The sequence below is a fragment of the Mucilaginibacter frigoritolerans genome (assembly GCF_007830615.1).
Lineage (GTDB): Bacteria > Bacteroidota > Bacteroidia > Sphingobacteriales > Sphingobacteriaceae > Mucilaginibacter > Mucilaginibacter frigoritolerans.
Genome location: NZ_VLLI01000002.1, coordinates 488,257 through 504,958 on the forward strand (window position 1 = coordinate 488,257; position 16,702 = coordinate 504,958).

Sequence of the window (16,702 nt, forward strand, 5' to 3'; positions counted from 1 at the left end):
GATGAAAAATAAAATATTACTTATAGCGGCATTTTCAATGCTTATATACTCAGGCTGTAAGCTTGAAGATAATCCTACCAATGCAGTAACCACAGCATCATTGGCTACCACAGCCGATGGTTTAACAAACGCGGTAAATGGGGCCTATGCACTATTCAAAGACCATGAGGTATTTGAAGGTACCACAGATGCAAACAATATGTACTTACGTCAGTATTTCCAGATGTCTGATTTTGCTTCGGATGATGTGGTATGCAGCCAGGTAACAACCGATCCATTGTGGCTTTCATTTACTTTGGCCCACGTACCAACACAAGAGAACGCAAGTTATTTCTGGTATATCTCTTATAAAATTATCAGTGATGCCAATACCGTTATTGAAGCAGGCTCAAAAATAAGCAACCCAACACCTGCTCAACAACAGTTAATCGGTGAATGTTACTTTTTAAGGGCTTTTTGCACCTTTAACCTGGCCCGTTTCTTTGCTGAGCCATATACCATTAATCCAAATGCACCCGGTGTAATTTTAAGAACATCAACTACTGATCCTGCTGTAAAAGCACGTGCATCGGTTAAGGATACCTATACGCAAGTAATTGCTGACGCTGTAAAAGCCTCACAATTAATGACTGACGGTGCGTCAAGAGGTGTTACTTTTGCAACTAAAGAAGCTGCTGAAGCGTTATTGTCACGGGTTTCTCTTTATGAGGGTGACTATCAAAGCGCTATAACCTATAGCAATGCGGTAATAAACTCCGGCAGATTTACTGAAGCAACAGCAGCTGATTACAAAACGCTTTTTGCAAATGCCCAAGCAGATAAAGAAACTATATTCTGTATAGCATTTGACGCATTAGATGATTACGGAAAAGAAGGATCTATTGCCTCTCAATATTACACAAATGGTAACTCTGGCTGGGGCGAAGAATTTGCTTCACAGCCGCTGCGCGATCTTTACGCTCAAAATCCATCAGATGTTCGTACTTCATATATTGATGATGATGTAGATTCCACAGGAACTCAGCAATATAAAAATGGCATCCCAATTTATTATATCACTAAATTCTCTTTCCAGGGAGGCAGTCCTTCGTTAAGCTCTCCAATCATGTTCCGTCTGTCAGAAATGTATTTGAACAGGGCGGAAGCAGAAGCTAATTTAAATCAAACAACGGCAGCACTTACCGATGTAGATTTCATCAGATCGAACAGGGGACTATCTGGCGCGCTTTACAATGGTACTGTGCCTGCCGGCCAAACTGCTTTAGACGTTGTTTTACAGGAAAGAAGGTTAGAGCTGGCTTTTGAGGCTGACCGTACCTTTACCGTGTACCGTAACAAACAGAATATGGACAGAACCTATTGGGGCTATCATATACTGGGCCTTCAGGCTGCGGATATCAACCTGAGCGTTGCTCCTGCCAACTATCCGAACCTGATTGTTCCGTATACCAGTACCAAAATCATTTATTATATACCGGAAGCCGAGATCCTGTCAAATTCAGCAGCGACTCAAAATCCATAGTTATTAGTAAAATGTTTAATTGATTTTAATAGAAACGACATGAAAAATTTTAAATATATATTAAGCTGTCTTTTACTGGCAGGCCTTGCTATGGGGTTCCAGGCCTGTAAAAAGAACCCGGAGCTGCCGGTAAAAGATGTAGTTTTTACTGTTGCGGTAAAAAGCTACACTGTTACATTTACCAATACTACAACTGATGCAAGATCATTCAGGTGGGACTTTGGTGATAGTACCAGTTCAACCGAGACAAGCCCCGTGCATACCTATAAAACAAAAGGTAAACACGTGGTTACTTTGTATGCCACCTTAAATAACGGTAATGTGATAAATGGGTCAACAATTGTTCATGTATCAAAAAGCTCACCAATATTGTTGAATGATAATAGTTTGGCCGATTGGGATACTATTTCAAATGTGGTAATACCTGCTTCAGCTGCGCTGGGAGGAATAGTACAGGAAGCTAAATTTGACTACGATAGCCAAAATATTTACGTCTATATGAAAGTGACATTACATGTTGCAGACCAAAATATATTTGATTACTATATTGATAGTGATAACAGTGCTTTAACTGGTTTAACCACCGGGGCAATACCAGGCGGCGGTTATGATTTCTTGCTTGAAGGTATGTTGCTTTATCCTCAGGGTTCTACTCCATTTACACAATACCAGCATACAGGCGATCAAAGTGCTTTTTCATTCAACCCATTAAGTATTGCAGGTTTCTTTACACTGGGCACAGTGCAGGAAGTAAACGGGGTTACTACCTTTGAAATGGCTTTATCGCGCAGTAAAATAAGTGGTTTAACAGGATCAGGTATGAAATTAGCTATTATAGTAAGTGATAGCGGATATAATAATTTAGGTTGGATGCCAGGTAACGGTTTAGCGCCAATCACACTTGATATCAGCCAATAATATAAATATCAGCTAAAAAGCTTAATGGAAAATATAATTCCAAAATCGTCAAACAGGCTCATCTCCTTAGACGTAATGCGTGGGCTTATTATGATACTGCTGGCTGGCGAAAGCTGCCTGGTGTATGTAAATTTGCAGGCATTGCACCCGGGAGGTGTTGCCGACGGTTTGATCAACCAGTTTTTTCATGACCCATGGCATGGTCTGCATTTTTGGGATTGTGTACAACCTGCCTTTATGCTCATGGCAGGTGCGGCCATGTATATTTCCTATTATTCAAAAAAACAAAAGGGGATAAGCTGGAAACAAAACTTTAAGCATATAGCCATACGCTCATTAAAGCTATTTCTGCTGGGAACAGGCCTGCACTGTGTTTACGCAGGTAAACTGGTTTTTGAACTTTGGAACGTGCTGACACAATTGTCTGTTACCACCATAATAGCTTATTTAATTATTAGCAGGTCGTTTTGGTTCCAGGTGGGGTTTTCAATAGGTTTATTGATTTTAACAGATGTGCTTTACCGCACCATTTTGATGCCGGGATTTAATCAGCCTTTTTTGGAGTTTCACAATTTTGGAGCTTACATGGACACGGTGTTAATGGGCAAAATTAATACCGATGGCTGGGTTGCCATTAACATTATCCCAACCGCTGCTCATAGTATTTGGGGCGTGTTAGCCGGTAAGCTGCTCATTTCCAAAGAATCGGCCAATAAAAAAATAACTTATCTGGCAATAGCAGGTGTTATTGGTTTAATTTGGGGTTTTGGATTAGATATAGCCAATATTACCCCTATCATAAAAAGAATAAGTACCAGTTCTTTTGCTTTAGCCTCCGGCGGATGGGTATTACTGATATTGGCATTTTTGTATTGGCTGGTTGATGTAAAGCAAGTAAATAAATATGCATGGATCTGTGTGGTAGTGGGGATGAATGCCATATTTATTTACCTGTTTTTTGAAACCGTTGGTGCCGAATGGTTCAATGGCGCTATCGGGATTTTTGTTAAAGGCTTTTTAGGCTTTACCGGGATGCCGGTAAGTGTGATAGCCGTATTTTCTTCACTGGTAACCTTATTTGCAGAATGGTATCTCTGTTACTTTTTGAGTAAACATAAAGTGTTCATTAAGATATAATTACAGGGGTATTTTGCCAATTATTTACTTAAATTATAATGATGAAAAACATAATCGTTGCTGCTGCAATACTGTTTATAATATCGGCTTGCAGTAAAAAAGAAATGCCCATTAAGAGTAGTGGTTCTTCGGAAACAGCCTCAACCTATACAGAAAGCACACAGGATATTGTGAACCCGGAAAGAGGTTTTTTTCAATATGCTGAGATCCACTCCAGTAATTATATTCCACTTGATGCAAGTTTGCTGGCCGGATACAGAAATACACAAAGCATTACCGGAGCCACTTATAGTGCTGCCTGCAGCCTGGTTTATGTGGAGTATGTGCTGGATAGTTTTGTAACCACGCCAATATCTGCCGATTTTTTAAGCAAGTTCAACCAGGATTGCGCCACTGCACGAACCGCAGGGGTAAAGCTGATTCCACGGTTTATTTATACCAATACTACGCATTCCGGAACTTGTCCCGGTCAAAACCCTTGTCCACCGTATGGTGATGCCAGTAAAGCAGTAATATTAAATCATATCAGCCAGCTGGCACCCCATTTGAAGGCCAATGAAGATGTTATTGCATGTATGCAGTTAGGCTTTATAGGTATTTATGGTGAAAACTATTATACCAATTATTTTGGGGACGCCTCTTCCAACGGACAGGGTAAATTGCTGGATCAAAATTGGCAGGATCGTATTGATGTGTTAAAAGCGCTTTTGGCAGCATTGCCAACCGATAGAATGATCCAGGTGCGGATACCGCAATTAAAAGAAAGATATGTTTACGGTATCAGCGCCAATGTAATATCGCCTGCGCTTACCGATGCCGAAGCATTTAGCGGGACGGATAAAGCAAGAATTGGTTTCCATAATGATTGCTTTTTATCGAGCAGTGATGATGAAGGGACATATTTTGATTATGGCAATTCATCAACAGCACCGGCAGATGCCATTACCGCATTAAGAAATTATGAAACTGCTGATACCAAATATACCGTAGTTGGCGGCGAAACCTGCAGCGATGCCTATACCCCGCAAAATGAGTGTGAGCCCACCGGCATAGCCAGATCAGAATTTGAATCTTTTCATTACAGCTTTTTAAATGCAGTTTACAATTTAACCCTGAATAATAACTGGGTTACTGGTGGCTGTATGGACAGTATCAAGCAAAAGCTGGGCTATCGTTTGGTATTAAAAACTACGTCGTTACCCACAACTGCAAGTGTTAATGGCAGCATCAATGTGAGTATTACTTTAGCGAACATAGGCTATGCATCGCCATACAACCCAAGGCCGGTACAATTGCTGTTGCGCAATCAAACCAGTGGCAAGGTATCTGTAATTACTTTAAATACAGATATCCGTAAATGGTATACCGGTACCGTCAATTTGCAGCAAACAATAACGCTGCCATCTGACGTGGTGGCCGGTACTTATGATGTTTTGTTAAACATGCCTGATAACTCGGCCTCACTTGCAGCAAACCCTAATTTCAGTATACAATTAGCAAATAACGACACCTGGGAATTAGCCACAGGTTATAATAAATTACAAGGATCTATCACAGTTAAATAATGGGAAAGATATTGGTTACGGGGGGCACAGGTTATATAGGTGCCCATACAGTTGTTGAGCTACAAAATAATGGCTATGATGTTGTTATCGTTGATAATTTATCGAACTCTGATGTTAAAATATTAGATCAGATTAAGACGATAACCGGCACAAAGCCTGCATTTGTAAAACTCGAACTGCGTGATAAAGCGGCATTAGCCGTATTTTTAAACGAATATAGTGACATCAGCGGGGTAATCCATTTTGCGGCTTCCAAATCAGTGAGCGAATCGGTTAAGAACCCGTTGTTGTACTATGATAATAATATTTCAACGCTGGTTAACTTGCTGAATGCTTTGGCGGGTAAGCGGGTAAATTTTGTTTTTTCATCATCATGTACGGTGTATGGCGAGCCGGATGTGCTGCCGGTTACCGAGCAGGCGCCAATTAAAAAAGCAGAATCGCCGTATGGCAATACCAAACAAATAGGCGAGGAGATACTGAAGGAAACGGCCAATGCCGTTGATGATTTAAAAGTTATAGCCCTCCGGTATTTTAACCCGGTTGGTGCACATTCGTCTGCATTAATTGGCGAGCTACCAAACGGTGTACCGCAAAACCTGGTACCGTTTATTACGCAAACAGCCATTGGGAAACGTAAGGAGTTAACCGTTTTTGGTGATAATTTTGATACACCAGATGGCAGTTGTATCCGTGATTTTATTCACGTGGTTGACCTGGCGAAGGCACATGTTGCCGCCATTAAAAGAATGGAAGCTGCCCAAATGACTGCGGCATACGAGGTGTTTAATATTGGTACTGGCAATGGTTACTCAGTACTGGAGCTTATACACACTTTTGAAAAGGTAAGCGGCGAACAATTAAACTACCGCATTGGCCAACCCCGTGACGGCGATATTGTAAAAATATGGGGCGATGTAAGCCTGGCACAAAAAGAGCTGAACTGGAAGGCCGAAAACAGCCTTGCCGACATGCTGGCATCTGCCTGGGCATGGGAAAAATATATTTCTGAAAATCCTTTTTAATGATCTTTGAATTATGAATAGAAAATTTTGTTTGATTTTGATTTGTTTGATTGTGGCCGGGATTAATTTTTCTATTGCCCAGGCTGGTTACCCGGGCAATAGCCCTGGCCTTTCAACGGTTAAAAAGAGTGGTAACAGCTTTAGTTTTGCAAATAATGCTATTGAAATGAGTTTTTCAACGGCTTCCAATAAACTGGTGATCACCGGTTTTTCGGACAAGCAAAACCATGAGCTTCTTACCTTAAATAGAACGGTATTATTTAGTTTGTTGTTAACCGGAAATCAATCCATAACATCTAATAGTTTTACAATTATAAGTCCGCCAGTTGAGTCTGCAATAACCGGAAATAGCGATGCAGTAAAATATGCCGACAGACTTAATGGCAAAAAGCTTAGTGCTGTTTTGGAAGATAAAAAGCTGGGTTTAAAAGTTAAATGGGAAGCAAGCCTGCTTGATGGGTCCAATTATGTTAGACAAGTACTTACTTTTAGTGCTGCCGATTCGTTAAAGATCTCAAAAATAACATTGGTTGAACTGCCAGCGGCCATCGGTATAAAAAAAGAAGGAACTGTTGATGGATCGCCATTGGTTCATCACAATATGTTCTTCGCGCTGGAGCATCCCATGAGCCAGATATCAGCCACTAAAAATCAATACAGCATATTTTTACCCCGTTTAATGGCAATTGATCATAGCGCGCCCTTAACCATTTCTTCGGCATGGGGTGTAACGTCTGCTAATCAGTTGCGCCGGGGCTTTTTATATTATTTGGAACGTGAAAGAGCACAGCCCTATCACCAGATGCTGCATTATAACTCCTGGTTTGATATTTCATGGGATGACAGAAAACTGGGCGATAGTGTTTGCCTTGACCGGATAAAAGTATTTAAAGACAGCCTGATAGATAAAAGGGCCGTAAAGCTTAAAGCCTTTTTGTTTGACGATGGCTGGGATGATAATAAAACCCTATGGAAATTTAATTCGGGATTTCCTGATGGCTTTAGCAAAATTAAAGTTGCTGCTAACAATGCCAGCTCAACTCTTGGAGTATGGGTTTCGCCATGGGGTGGTTACGACGTAGCCAAAGAACAGCGTTTAGCGTATGGTAAAAAACAAACTCCCCCTTTTGAAACCAATGAAAATGGCTTCTCGCTTACCGGGCCGGTTTATTACAACCGTTTCAGGGCAGTAACCACTTCGTTTATAAAAGATTACGGTATCAGTATGTTTAAGTTTGATGGGGTTGGTGCGGGCAATGGAGCAAGCGGAGCCAGTATCACTTACCAAAAAGATATTGAAGCCTTTTTAAAACTAATAACCGGTTTAAGAGAAGAAAAGCCAGATCTATACCTGAGCCTAACAGTTGGTACCTGGCCCTCTGTTTACTGGTTAAACTATGGCGATGCTATTTGGCGTGCAGGCGATGACACCGGTTTAGATGGCGAAGGACCAAAGAGGCAGCAATGGATCACCTATAAAGATGGACAGGCTTATAAAAATATTGTACAGCGTGCGCCTTTGTTTCCATTAAACTCCATTATGTACCATGGTATTTGCATTGCTGATAATGGCCTTCCGGGCAAGCTGGAAATGGATGATAAAGATATTAGCGACGAAATATGGGCATTTTTTGGTTCGGGAACCAGTTTGCAAGAGTTATACGTTAATCCGCATAAGCTAAATGCTGCAGATTGGGATTGTCTGCGTGATGCTTCCAACTGGTCCAAAGCCCATGCCGCAGCTTTAGCTGATGTTCACTGGGTGGGCGGCGATCCTGCAAAAGGCGAAGTCTATGGTTACGCCGGTTGGGCCGATAAAAAAGGGGTGCTTAGTTTAAGAAACCCTACATCGCACCCCAAAACCTTTATAGTGAATGTTAAAAAGGTTTTGGATATACCTAACGGCTACAGTACTGTCTACCAGTTTTATGATGCAAAGAGTGAGAAAATTAAAAAGGCTTACTCTGGTGATAATTTTATAGTAAATCTGGCCCCGTTTGAGGTAAAAGTAATAGACGGTAGGCAACTTTAAAATAAATTAAAAATAAATGTGTGTTAAAATTTAATATAGTGTGTGCGCACACGCAATTTTACTATATTTGTTCCGTGATCATTTAGTAAGATGAAACTAATTATTTATACACACAGGGCTATTTAAAATACATGAACAGTCAGTCAACATCAATGATATATAATTTCGCCGGGATAATTACACATTTTAACATAGAAGGTGCAGATTTTGATGTCACCCCATTTGGGTCTGGGCATATCAATGATACGTTTTTGGTTAAAAGCAAAATCGTAAGCTATCGCACTTACCTGCTGCAAAAAATAAACCATTTTGTATTTAAGGATATTGATGGTTTAATGAACAATATGGTGCTGGTAGTAAATCATTTAAAAGAAAAAATTGCCCAAAAACCAAACGGAAACTCTGAAAAAGAGGTTTTAACCCTGGTTCCATGCAACAACGGAAAATACTATTATAAAGATGACCAGGGCAACTACTGGCGCATGACCTATTTTTTAGAAGATACACGCAGCTATGACCTGGTAACTACAGAAAAACAAGCTTATCAGGGCGGAGTAGCTTTTGGACAATTTCAGTATCTGCTTGCCGATTTGGATCCTGCTGAGATTGTGGATGTAATACCTGATTTTTTAAATATAGAAAAACGTCTCCGGGACTTTAATAATGCTGTTGCTAATGACAAGGCGGATAGGTTAAAAACAGTGGTAACCGAGGTGGAGTATTTAAGCAGCTGGTCTACCGCCATGAATGATATATTAAAGCTGGGCAAAGCCGGCATATTGCCCTTGCGCATTACCCATAACGATACCAAGTTTAATAACATACTGCTGGATAAAAACAATGATATTCAGTGTGTGATAGATTTGGATACGGTGATGCCGGGTTATGTGGCTTATGATTTTGGTGATGCCATACGCAGCATCATTAATACCGCTGTGGAAGATGAAAAAGATCTGGATGCTATCCAGCTAAATATTCCGCTGTTTACCGAGTTTACCAAAGGTTATTTGAGTGAAACCCTTTCGTTTTTAACTGAGCCTGAATTAAAATCATTAATTAAAGGGGTAATGTTACTGCCTTACATGCAGGCAGTACGCTTTTTAACCGATTATATTGAAGGTGATGTTTATTACAAAACCCACTTTCCTGATCATAACCTGCAGCGTACCCGCGCGCAAATTCAATTGTTCAAAATATTGGAATTGAACAGAAGTAAATTGAGTGATATAGTAAATACCGAATGGCTGTTGCTGAAGAGCAATGCCCCCATCAAAAAAGTATCTGCTGCTGAGTAATGCGTGATGACTAACCATCATTGCCATCTCCCCAAACTATAAATTGATATGCCAAGACTAAATCTTTTAGAAGAAACACGGTTTGAAAAACTACCGGTAACTGTTTATGCCGATAAACTTACGGCATCAAAAGCCGTAGCTAAACGTATTGCTGATATTATAAAGACCAAAACCACCAAAGGCGAAATGGCCGTTTTAGGACTTGCCACAGGTGTAACCCCCATTGCGGTTTATGATGAACTGATAAGGTTGCATAAAGAAGAGCATTTAAGCTTTAAAAATGTAATTACCTTTAATTTGGATGAATATTACCCCATGGATGCCACGGCTGCACAAAGCTATAACGTATTCATGAATCAGCATTTGTTTAGCCATGTGGATATTGATCAACATAATGTGCACATACCCGATGGTTCATTGGGTTTAGATGATATAGCCGGGTTTTGTTTGGCGTACGAGCAAAAAATATCAGCCCTGGGTGGTCTTGATTTACAGATATTGGGTATCGGGCGTACGGGTCATATCGGGTTTAATGAGCCGGGCTCGGCACCAAACTCAGGCACGCGTTTGGTTTCGCTAGATGAGCTTACACGTAATGATGCTGCCCATGATTTTGGCGGAAAGGCCAATGTGCCATCAAAGGCTATCACCATGGGTATAGGCACCATATTTAAGGCCCGCGAAATTATTTTGATGGCCTGGGGCACCAAGAAAGCACCGATCCTAAAAAAAGCAGTTGAAGGCGAAATCTCAGCAGAAGTACCTGCTACTTATTTACAACTTTCAGATCATGTGGAGTTTATTGTGGATGAGGCTGCCGCATCAGATCTTACCCGTTTTAATACACCATGGCTGGTAAAGGATTGTAACTGGAACGATCAGCAACTGGTAAAAAAAGCGGTTATTTGGCTGGCCAAGGCATTGAACAAGCCGATACTAAAACTTACCGAAGATGATTACAATAACAACGGTATGGCACAGCTGGCTACCGCAAACGGGCCGGTTTATAACATCAATATAAATATATTTAATAAATTACAGCATACCATAACCGGATGGCCGGGTGGTAAGCCAAATGCCGATGACAGTCAGCGCCCGGAAAGAGCAGAGCCTGCCCAAAAACGGGTTGTTGTTTTTTCTCCGCATCCTGATGATGATGTAATATCCATGGGTGGTACGTTTATACGCCTGGCCGACCAGGGGCATGATGTACATGTGGCTTATCAAACATCGGGAAATACAGCAGTTTGGGATGATGATGCCTTACGCTATATTGAATTTGCTCTTGATTTTTCGAAATCACAGGATATTGATTGCACTGGTTTGGAAGAATTATATAAAACAAGCCGCTCATTTATCGATACCAAACAACCCAACCAGACAGATACAGCCGAATTGCAAACCATTAAAGGATTGATCCGTAAGGGTGAGGCTATTGCTGGTGCAAGGTTTGTTGGTTTAAACGATGATCATATCCATTTTCAGAATTTGCCATTTTATGATAGGAGGAAGGCGAGCAAAAATGTATCATACGAGGATGATATTGAGCAAACCATACAGCTTTTGCAAAAGGTAAAACCTCACCAGATTTATGCCGCCGGTGATTTTGCTGATCCGCATGGCACGCATGAAACCTGTTTCAATATTATTTTGGCAGCCCTGAAACGCTTAAGCAAAACAGAAGCCTGGGTTAAGGACTGCTGGTTATGGCTTTACCGCGGTGCATGGCACGAGTTTGAAACGTATGAAATTGAAATGTGCGTTCCACTATCACCCGAAGAAGTTGAACGGAAGCGCTTAGCCATCTTTAAACACCAGTCGCAAAAAGACAGGCCCGTGTTTCCGGGTGATGATGCGCGCGAGTTTTGGGTACGTGCAGAAGACCGCACCAGCGAAACCGCAAAAATATACAACCAGCTTGGGTTGGCCGAATATGAGGCTATGGAAGCATTTATAAAATGGAAGTTTTAATCAGCAATAAAACAGATGACTTTAATAAAATCAATCTCAGGTATAAGAGGTACAATAGGTGGTAAACCTGGTGATGGCCTTACACCTAATGATATAGTGAAATACACTGCTGCCTATGGTCGCTGGGTTTTGCAAACTACCGGCATAAATAAAGTGGTGATCGGTCGTGATGCCCGCATATCAGGCGAAATGGTTAAAAATATGGTTGTGGGTACCTTAATGAGTATTGGTATTGATGTGGTTGATATAGGTCTTTCTACCACGCCAACGGTTGAAATTGCCGTGCCCGATGAAAAAGCGGGAGGCGGAATAATTATTACCGCGAGCCATAATCCAAAACAATGGAACGCCTTAAAACTGTTAAATGCAGCCGGTGAGTTTATTAACGACGACGAAGGCAAAAAGGTACTTGCCATAGCTGAAGATAGTGAGCTGGAATTTGTACAGGTAGATGATTTGGGCCAATTAACTTATGATGAAAGCTACCTGCAAAAACACATTGATAAAATACTGGCACTGCCATTGGTGGATGTCGAAGCCATAAAAAGGGCCAACTTTAGGGTGGCCATTGATTGTGTTCACTCAACCGGGGGTATCTTTTTGCCCGCTTTACTAAAGGCACTTGGTGTAAGTAACATAGCAGAACTGTATTGCACACCAAACGGAGAGTTTCCGCATAACCCAGAGCCATTACCTGAAAATTTAGTTGCGCTGGCTGAAAAAGTACTGGAAACCAAAGCCGATGTTGGTATTGCTGTTGATCCTGATGTTGACCGTTTATGCTTTGTGGACGAAGCTGGAAACATGTTTGGCGAAGAATATACACTGGTAACTGTTGCTGATTATATTTTGCAGCACACTCCGGGAAATACAGTATCGAACTTATCATCGACCCGGGCCTTAAGAGATGTTACTGAATTACATAAAGGCGTGTGCAGTGCCTCGGCTGTAGGCGAAGTGAACGTGGTAACCAAAATGAAGGAAACCAATGCGGTAATAGGTGGAGAGGGTAACGGCGGGATCATTTACCCGGAGTTGCACTATGGCAGGGATGCATTGGTTGGTGTTGCTTTGTTTTTAACCTATCTGGCTAAATCAGGTAAAACGGTATCGCAGTTAAGGAGTGGTTACCCGGCATATTTTATTTCCAAAAACAAAATAACCCTTACAGATGATATGGATATTGATGCATTGCTGAAACAAGTGGAATTGCAATATCAGCACCAGCCTTATTCAACCATTGATGGTTTGAAAATTGAGTTCGGCAAAAAATGGGTTCATTTACGCAGATCGAATACCGAACCGATCATCAGGATTTATGCAGAAGCAGAGTTATTGGAAAAAGCAGATGAACTGGCCAATCAAATCATTATAGCAATCAAATCTATTTTAAACCAGGTACATTCTTAATTAAGAATTGTTAAATAAAAAATTTTGCCGCCCGATTTGTAACTTCGAACTTGTTATAGCTGTTTAAAATGGAAAATAAGAAAGAAGGAAACGATTGGTCGAGGAGAGATTTTGTTTCAATGCTGGGCGGTGCTTCTTTGGCTGGCTGTATTCCTTTTGCGTGGCCGGAAATGGCCAAAGCTGAACAGGAAGACAGTTTCCCTGCAAAGAATATGTTTGCCATTAAAGGCACTTTTGTTAATGCAGCTTATACGCACCCGATGAGCCTCGGAAGCTACCAGGAAATTGGTAAATTTCTGAATACCAGGATGCTGAACCGGCAGGAGCCTGTAGGATATGATGCCTTTGAACGCAGCAGTGTTGCTGCCGATTTTGCCCGGTTGATCAATGCTGATAAAGAAGAAATTGCATGGATACCCAGTACGATGGTAGGCGAGAATCTTATCGTATCAGGTCTTGGATTGTCGGGCTCGAAAGAACATGTGGTTACGGATGCCCTCCATTTTCATGGGTCGCTTCACCTGTACGGCCAATTGGAAAAGCAAGGCTTAAAGCTTACTGTTGTAAAGCCCCGTAATAACCGTATTGATTTGAATGACCTGGATGCAGCCATAACGCCCGGAACAAAGCTGGTTGCAATATCGCTGGTATCTGCCACCACAGGTTTTCAACACGACTTGAAAAAAGTATGTGAACTGGCCCATTCCCGCGGGGCACTGGTATATGCCGATATTATACAGGCCGCTGGTGCCATACCCATAAATGTAAAAGATAGTCAGGTTGATTTTTGCGCGTGCTCTACCTATAAATGGCTGATGGGCGATTTCGGGGTTGGTTTTCTATATGTACGCAAAGATGTTTTACCCCTGATAAAAAGAACATTAATCGGTTACAGGCAAATAAAAAGCTACACCTCTCATTTTCTGCCGTTTGATCCTGCGGGAAATTCAGTGTTCGAGTCAAGTAGCACCGATGACATGAGCGGTCATTTCGAGGTGGGAACATTTGCCAATGAAGGTATTGCAGCCGTGCGCTATTCGTTGGACTTTCTTAATCGTACCGGAGTAGATAAAGTTTATCAATACCGCAAGCCTATGATTGACCGTTTGCAGCAAGAGCTGGCTTCTGACAAGAGATACATACCACTTACACCTGTTGATGCGGTTTCGCCTATAGTGTCTTTTGCCTGTAAAGATGCAGCAAACCTGATAAAGCCAAAACTGGATGCGGCTGATATCAATATCTCGGTTTATGACGATATGATCCGGATTTCGCCCTCTTTTTATAATGATATGGGTGATATTGACCGCCTCTTATCTGTGTTGAAAAGCGTTTAAAATAGTCAGGTAAATACCGATACTGCAGTTCTATCCGCGCTTATGTTGGTGTTGTCATCAACATGTATCATCATTCTTTTTGGATATATAGGCCTTTCGGTTTGCTGGTGACAACACCAAAAAAGTGTACCACATGTGCCACGTGTACCGGGTGGTGCACCTGGCGCACGTTAATTTTATTCCAACCAACCCATCCGCTACTTACGGATAAATTGAAAAAACTTTAGCGTCGAACCCGTCTCCGGTTTCATGAGAGAATTCCCTCCTAAACTTTAAAGGATGTGTTTTGATATTTAAAAGCAAGAAAATTTGTTAGTGGCGCATCGTTTCTGCTTGTGCGTATAAGACGTTCCAAATGCTGAAACCATCCCTATAGAAATTAAAAATTTAAGACCAAAAACCAATTGAAGTTATACTTCCTGGGGCACAATTATATCGATACTTCCGGCGTGTTTTTCAATGTCGATATTTCGCATTAATTCATTAAATATTGATGTTGATATTTCCCAATAGTTCATTAAACATTAATTTATAATATATTTATTAATAAATAGATAATAGAAATATTTTAAATTATTTCCCATTTTTTCTCAATATTATTTGAATTTATATCTTATTTATGGTTTTAGTATCTAGAACTGTTAATAAGTCGCATAAATATTAAGAACTAGCTGAAAAATGCAACCAAAGTTATTTCGCTTGCGTAAGCTTGAGTATTGAATTTACGATACAGAAGTAGTTCAGACGGTAAATAAACCATTAGTTAACTTATTTGTAGCGGTAATTCCCCTAATAAAATTGATTAAACATTCCTGAAACAAACGGATAGTGAATTACTATGCGAAAAAAAAACAATTAAATCTCAGCTAATATGCGTATGGCAAATTATCTACTCAAACCGGTTCTATTTTTATTATTTATTGTTGCAGGCTTTACTGAAGCACAGGCCGCCACATTCAGTATATCAAATGGAACTTCCTACACCGTAAATGCAAGTTTAACGCTCAGCGTTAGCAATGCGCCTGGTGGTACTAATAAAGTAACTTACTTTATAAATGGTGCTTCTTATGGAACGGGTACTTTTAATCCTTATTCTTTTACAACTACAGCAGGCGCCGTAGGGACTTATACTGAATACGCCGTGGCTTACAATGGTGGAGGTACCGTATTGGGTACTACTGCTACCATAACCTTAACGGTGTATCCCTCTGCTCCAACGGTTGCAAATGTTTCCTCTTGCGGAGGCGGGCCGGTAACCATAACGGCTTCCGGAGGATCTCCGTCTGGAGGTACCTATAATTGGTATGCGGCATCAACCGGTGGAACTGCATTGCAGGATAGTACCTTAACTACGTATACCCCCATTGTGTACACTACAACAACCTTCTATGTAACTTATTCATCTGGTGGATTGGAGAGTACACCGCGTACAGCAGTAACTGTAACCATCCTTACGCCGCCAAATTTAACCACCATGCCTACAACGGGTGCTTATTTTTCTTATCCTTTTTCGGGCAATACAAACGATATTTCGAGTAATGCAAATAACGGAACCGTACAGGGAGGGGTAACCCTAACTTCAGACCGTTCTGGAAATAACAATAGCGCCTACGCATTTGATGGTTCAACGGGTTTCATTTCAACTGCTAAATCTGTAGCAGCGCCGGGGCCGCAAAACTTTTCCATAAGCGCATGGTTCAGAACCAGCAGTGCCGGTGGTTTAATAGTTGGTTATACCGGATCACAAACAGTAGGTACCGCCCGATGTGACCGTGCCATTTACATGACCAATGCCGGGGTGCTGTTTTTTGGTTTATATAATAGTACTGCAGCCACTTATAATACTTTGTTTACCCCTTCAGGGCTTAATTATGCAGATGGAACCTGGCACCATGTAGTAGCCACCTGTTCAACAACAACAGGAAGTACTTTATATGTTGATGGTGTTAAAATGGCTTCCAGTACCTCAGTAAATACTCCTGAAACATACGCAGCGGCAGGTTATTGGCGGGTGGGCTATAATAGCCTTACCGGATGGCCGGGTGCCCCAACAAATAATTATTTTAAGGGCTCGCTTGATGACATAGCCGTTTATACCAGTACCCTTACAGCAGCACAGGTATATACCGCTTATGGAGCCGGCAGTAATCCGGTTGCTTGCGGGGGTGGTACGCTTAGCTTGCAGGCAAATACGCTTGCAGGGGCAACATATTCATGGGTGGGGCCAAATGGCTTTACATCAACTTCACAAAATCCAACGGTTTCAACCGCGGCAACTACAGCAATGGCCGGAGTTTATACTTTAACCGTTACCGGTTCCAATGGCTGTACTTCTACTATAAATGTTACAGGGGTTTTAAATACACCCACAACCGCTTTTACGGCAACTTCACCATCAACAGCTACAGGTAATTCTACTATTACCTATTCAGGATCTGTTATTCTGACTTCTACCTATACCTGGAATTTTAATGGCGGAACGGTGGTGTC

The 16,702-nt window shown here is 41.3% G+C and carries 11 protein-coding genes; all 11 read left to right on the forward strand.

Annotated features, from left to right (window positions below):
- Position 1: 1 nt before the first annotated feature.
- Positions 2-1,522: a RagB/SusD family nutrient uptake outer membrane protein gene (locus tag JN11_RS05710; protein WP_144910479.1), complete on the forward strand. Its 1,521-nt coding sequence runs from the start codon at positions 2-4 to the stop codon at positions 1,520-1,522.
- 39 nt (positions 1,523-1,561) lie between these two features.
- A complete protein-coding gene (locus JN11_RS05715; RefSeq protein ID WP_144910481.1) occupies positions 1,562-2,440 on the forward strand; it encodes a PKD domain-containing protein in 879 nt (292 codons plus the stop codon).
- Positions 2,441-2,464: 24 nt separating this feature from the next.
- On the forward strand, positions 2,465-3,577 hold the full coding sequence (locus JN11_RS05720; RefSeq protein ID WP_144910483.1) for an acyltransferase family protein: 1,113 nt from the start codon (positions 2,465-2,467) through the stop codon (positions 3,575-3,577).
- Positions 3,578-3,615: 38 nt separating this feature from the next.
- Entirely contained in the window at positions 3,616-5,142 is a 1,527-nt protein-coding gene (locus tag JN11_RS05725; RefSeq protein ID WP_246138947.1) for a DUF4832 domain-containing protein, read from the forward strand.
- Complete coding sequence (gene galE / locus JN11_RS05730; RefSeq protein WP_144910485.1) at positions 5,142-6,167, forward strand: UDP-glucose 4-epimerase GalE; 1,026 nt, start codon at positions 5,142-5,144, stop codon at positions 6,165-6,167. The genes JN11_RS05725 and galE overlap by 1 nt, the downstream gene beginning before the upstream one ends.
- Positions 6,168-6,180: 13 nt before the next feature.
- On the forward strand, positions 6,181-8,199 hold the full coding sequence (locus tag JN11_RS05735; RefSeq protein WP_144910487.1) for an alpha-amylase family protein: 2,019 nt from the start codon (positions 6,181-6,183) through the stop codon (positions 8,197-8,199).
- Positions 8,200-8,330: 131 nt separating this feature from the next.
- Complete coding sequence (locus tag JN11_RS05740; protein WP_246138948.1) at positions 8,331-9,494, forward strand: phosphotransferase enzyme family protein; 1,164 nt, start codon at positions 8,331-8,333, stop codon at positions 9,492-9,494.
- Between the two features lie 48 nt (positions 9,495-9,542).
- On the forward strand, positions 9,543-11,465 hold the full coding sequence (gene nagB, locus JN11_RS05745) for a glucosamine-6-phosphate deaminase (protein WP_144910491.1): 1,923 nt from the start codon (positions 9,543-9,545) through the stop codon (positions 11,463-11,465).
- Positions 11,466-11,480: 15 nt separating this feature from the next.
- Positions 11,481-12,875 (forward strand): phosphoglucosamine mutase, encoded by a 1,395-nt coding sequence (gene glmM / locus JN11_RS05750; protein WP_144910493.1) that lies wholly within the window; start codon positions 11,481-11,483, stop codon positions 12,873-12,875.
- 68 nt (positions 12,876-12,943) lie between these two features.
- A complete protein-coding gene (locus tag JN11_RS05755) occupies positions 12,944-14,212 on the forward strand; it encodes an aminotransferase class V-fold PLP-dependent enzyme (RefSeq protein ID WP_144910495.1) in 1,269 nt (422 codons plus the stop codon).
- A gap of 877 nt (positions 14,213-15,089) precedes the next feature.
- A partial coding sequence (locus tag JN11_RS05760) for a LamG-like jellyroll fold domain-containing protein (RefSeq protein ID WP_170227694.1) occupies positions 15,090-16,702 on the forward strand: 1,613 nt, incomplete at its 3' end.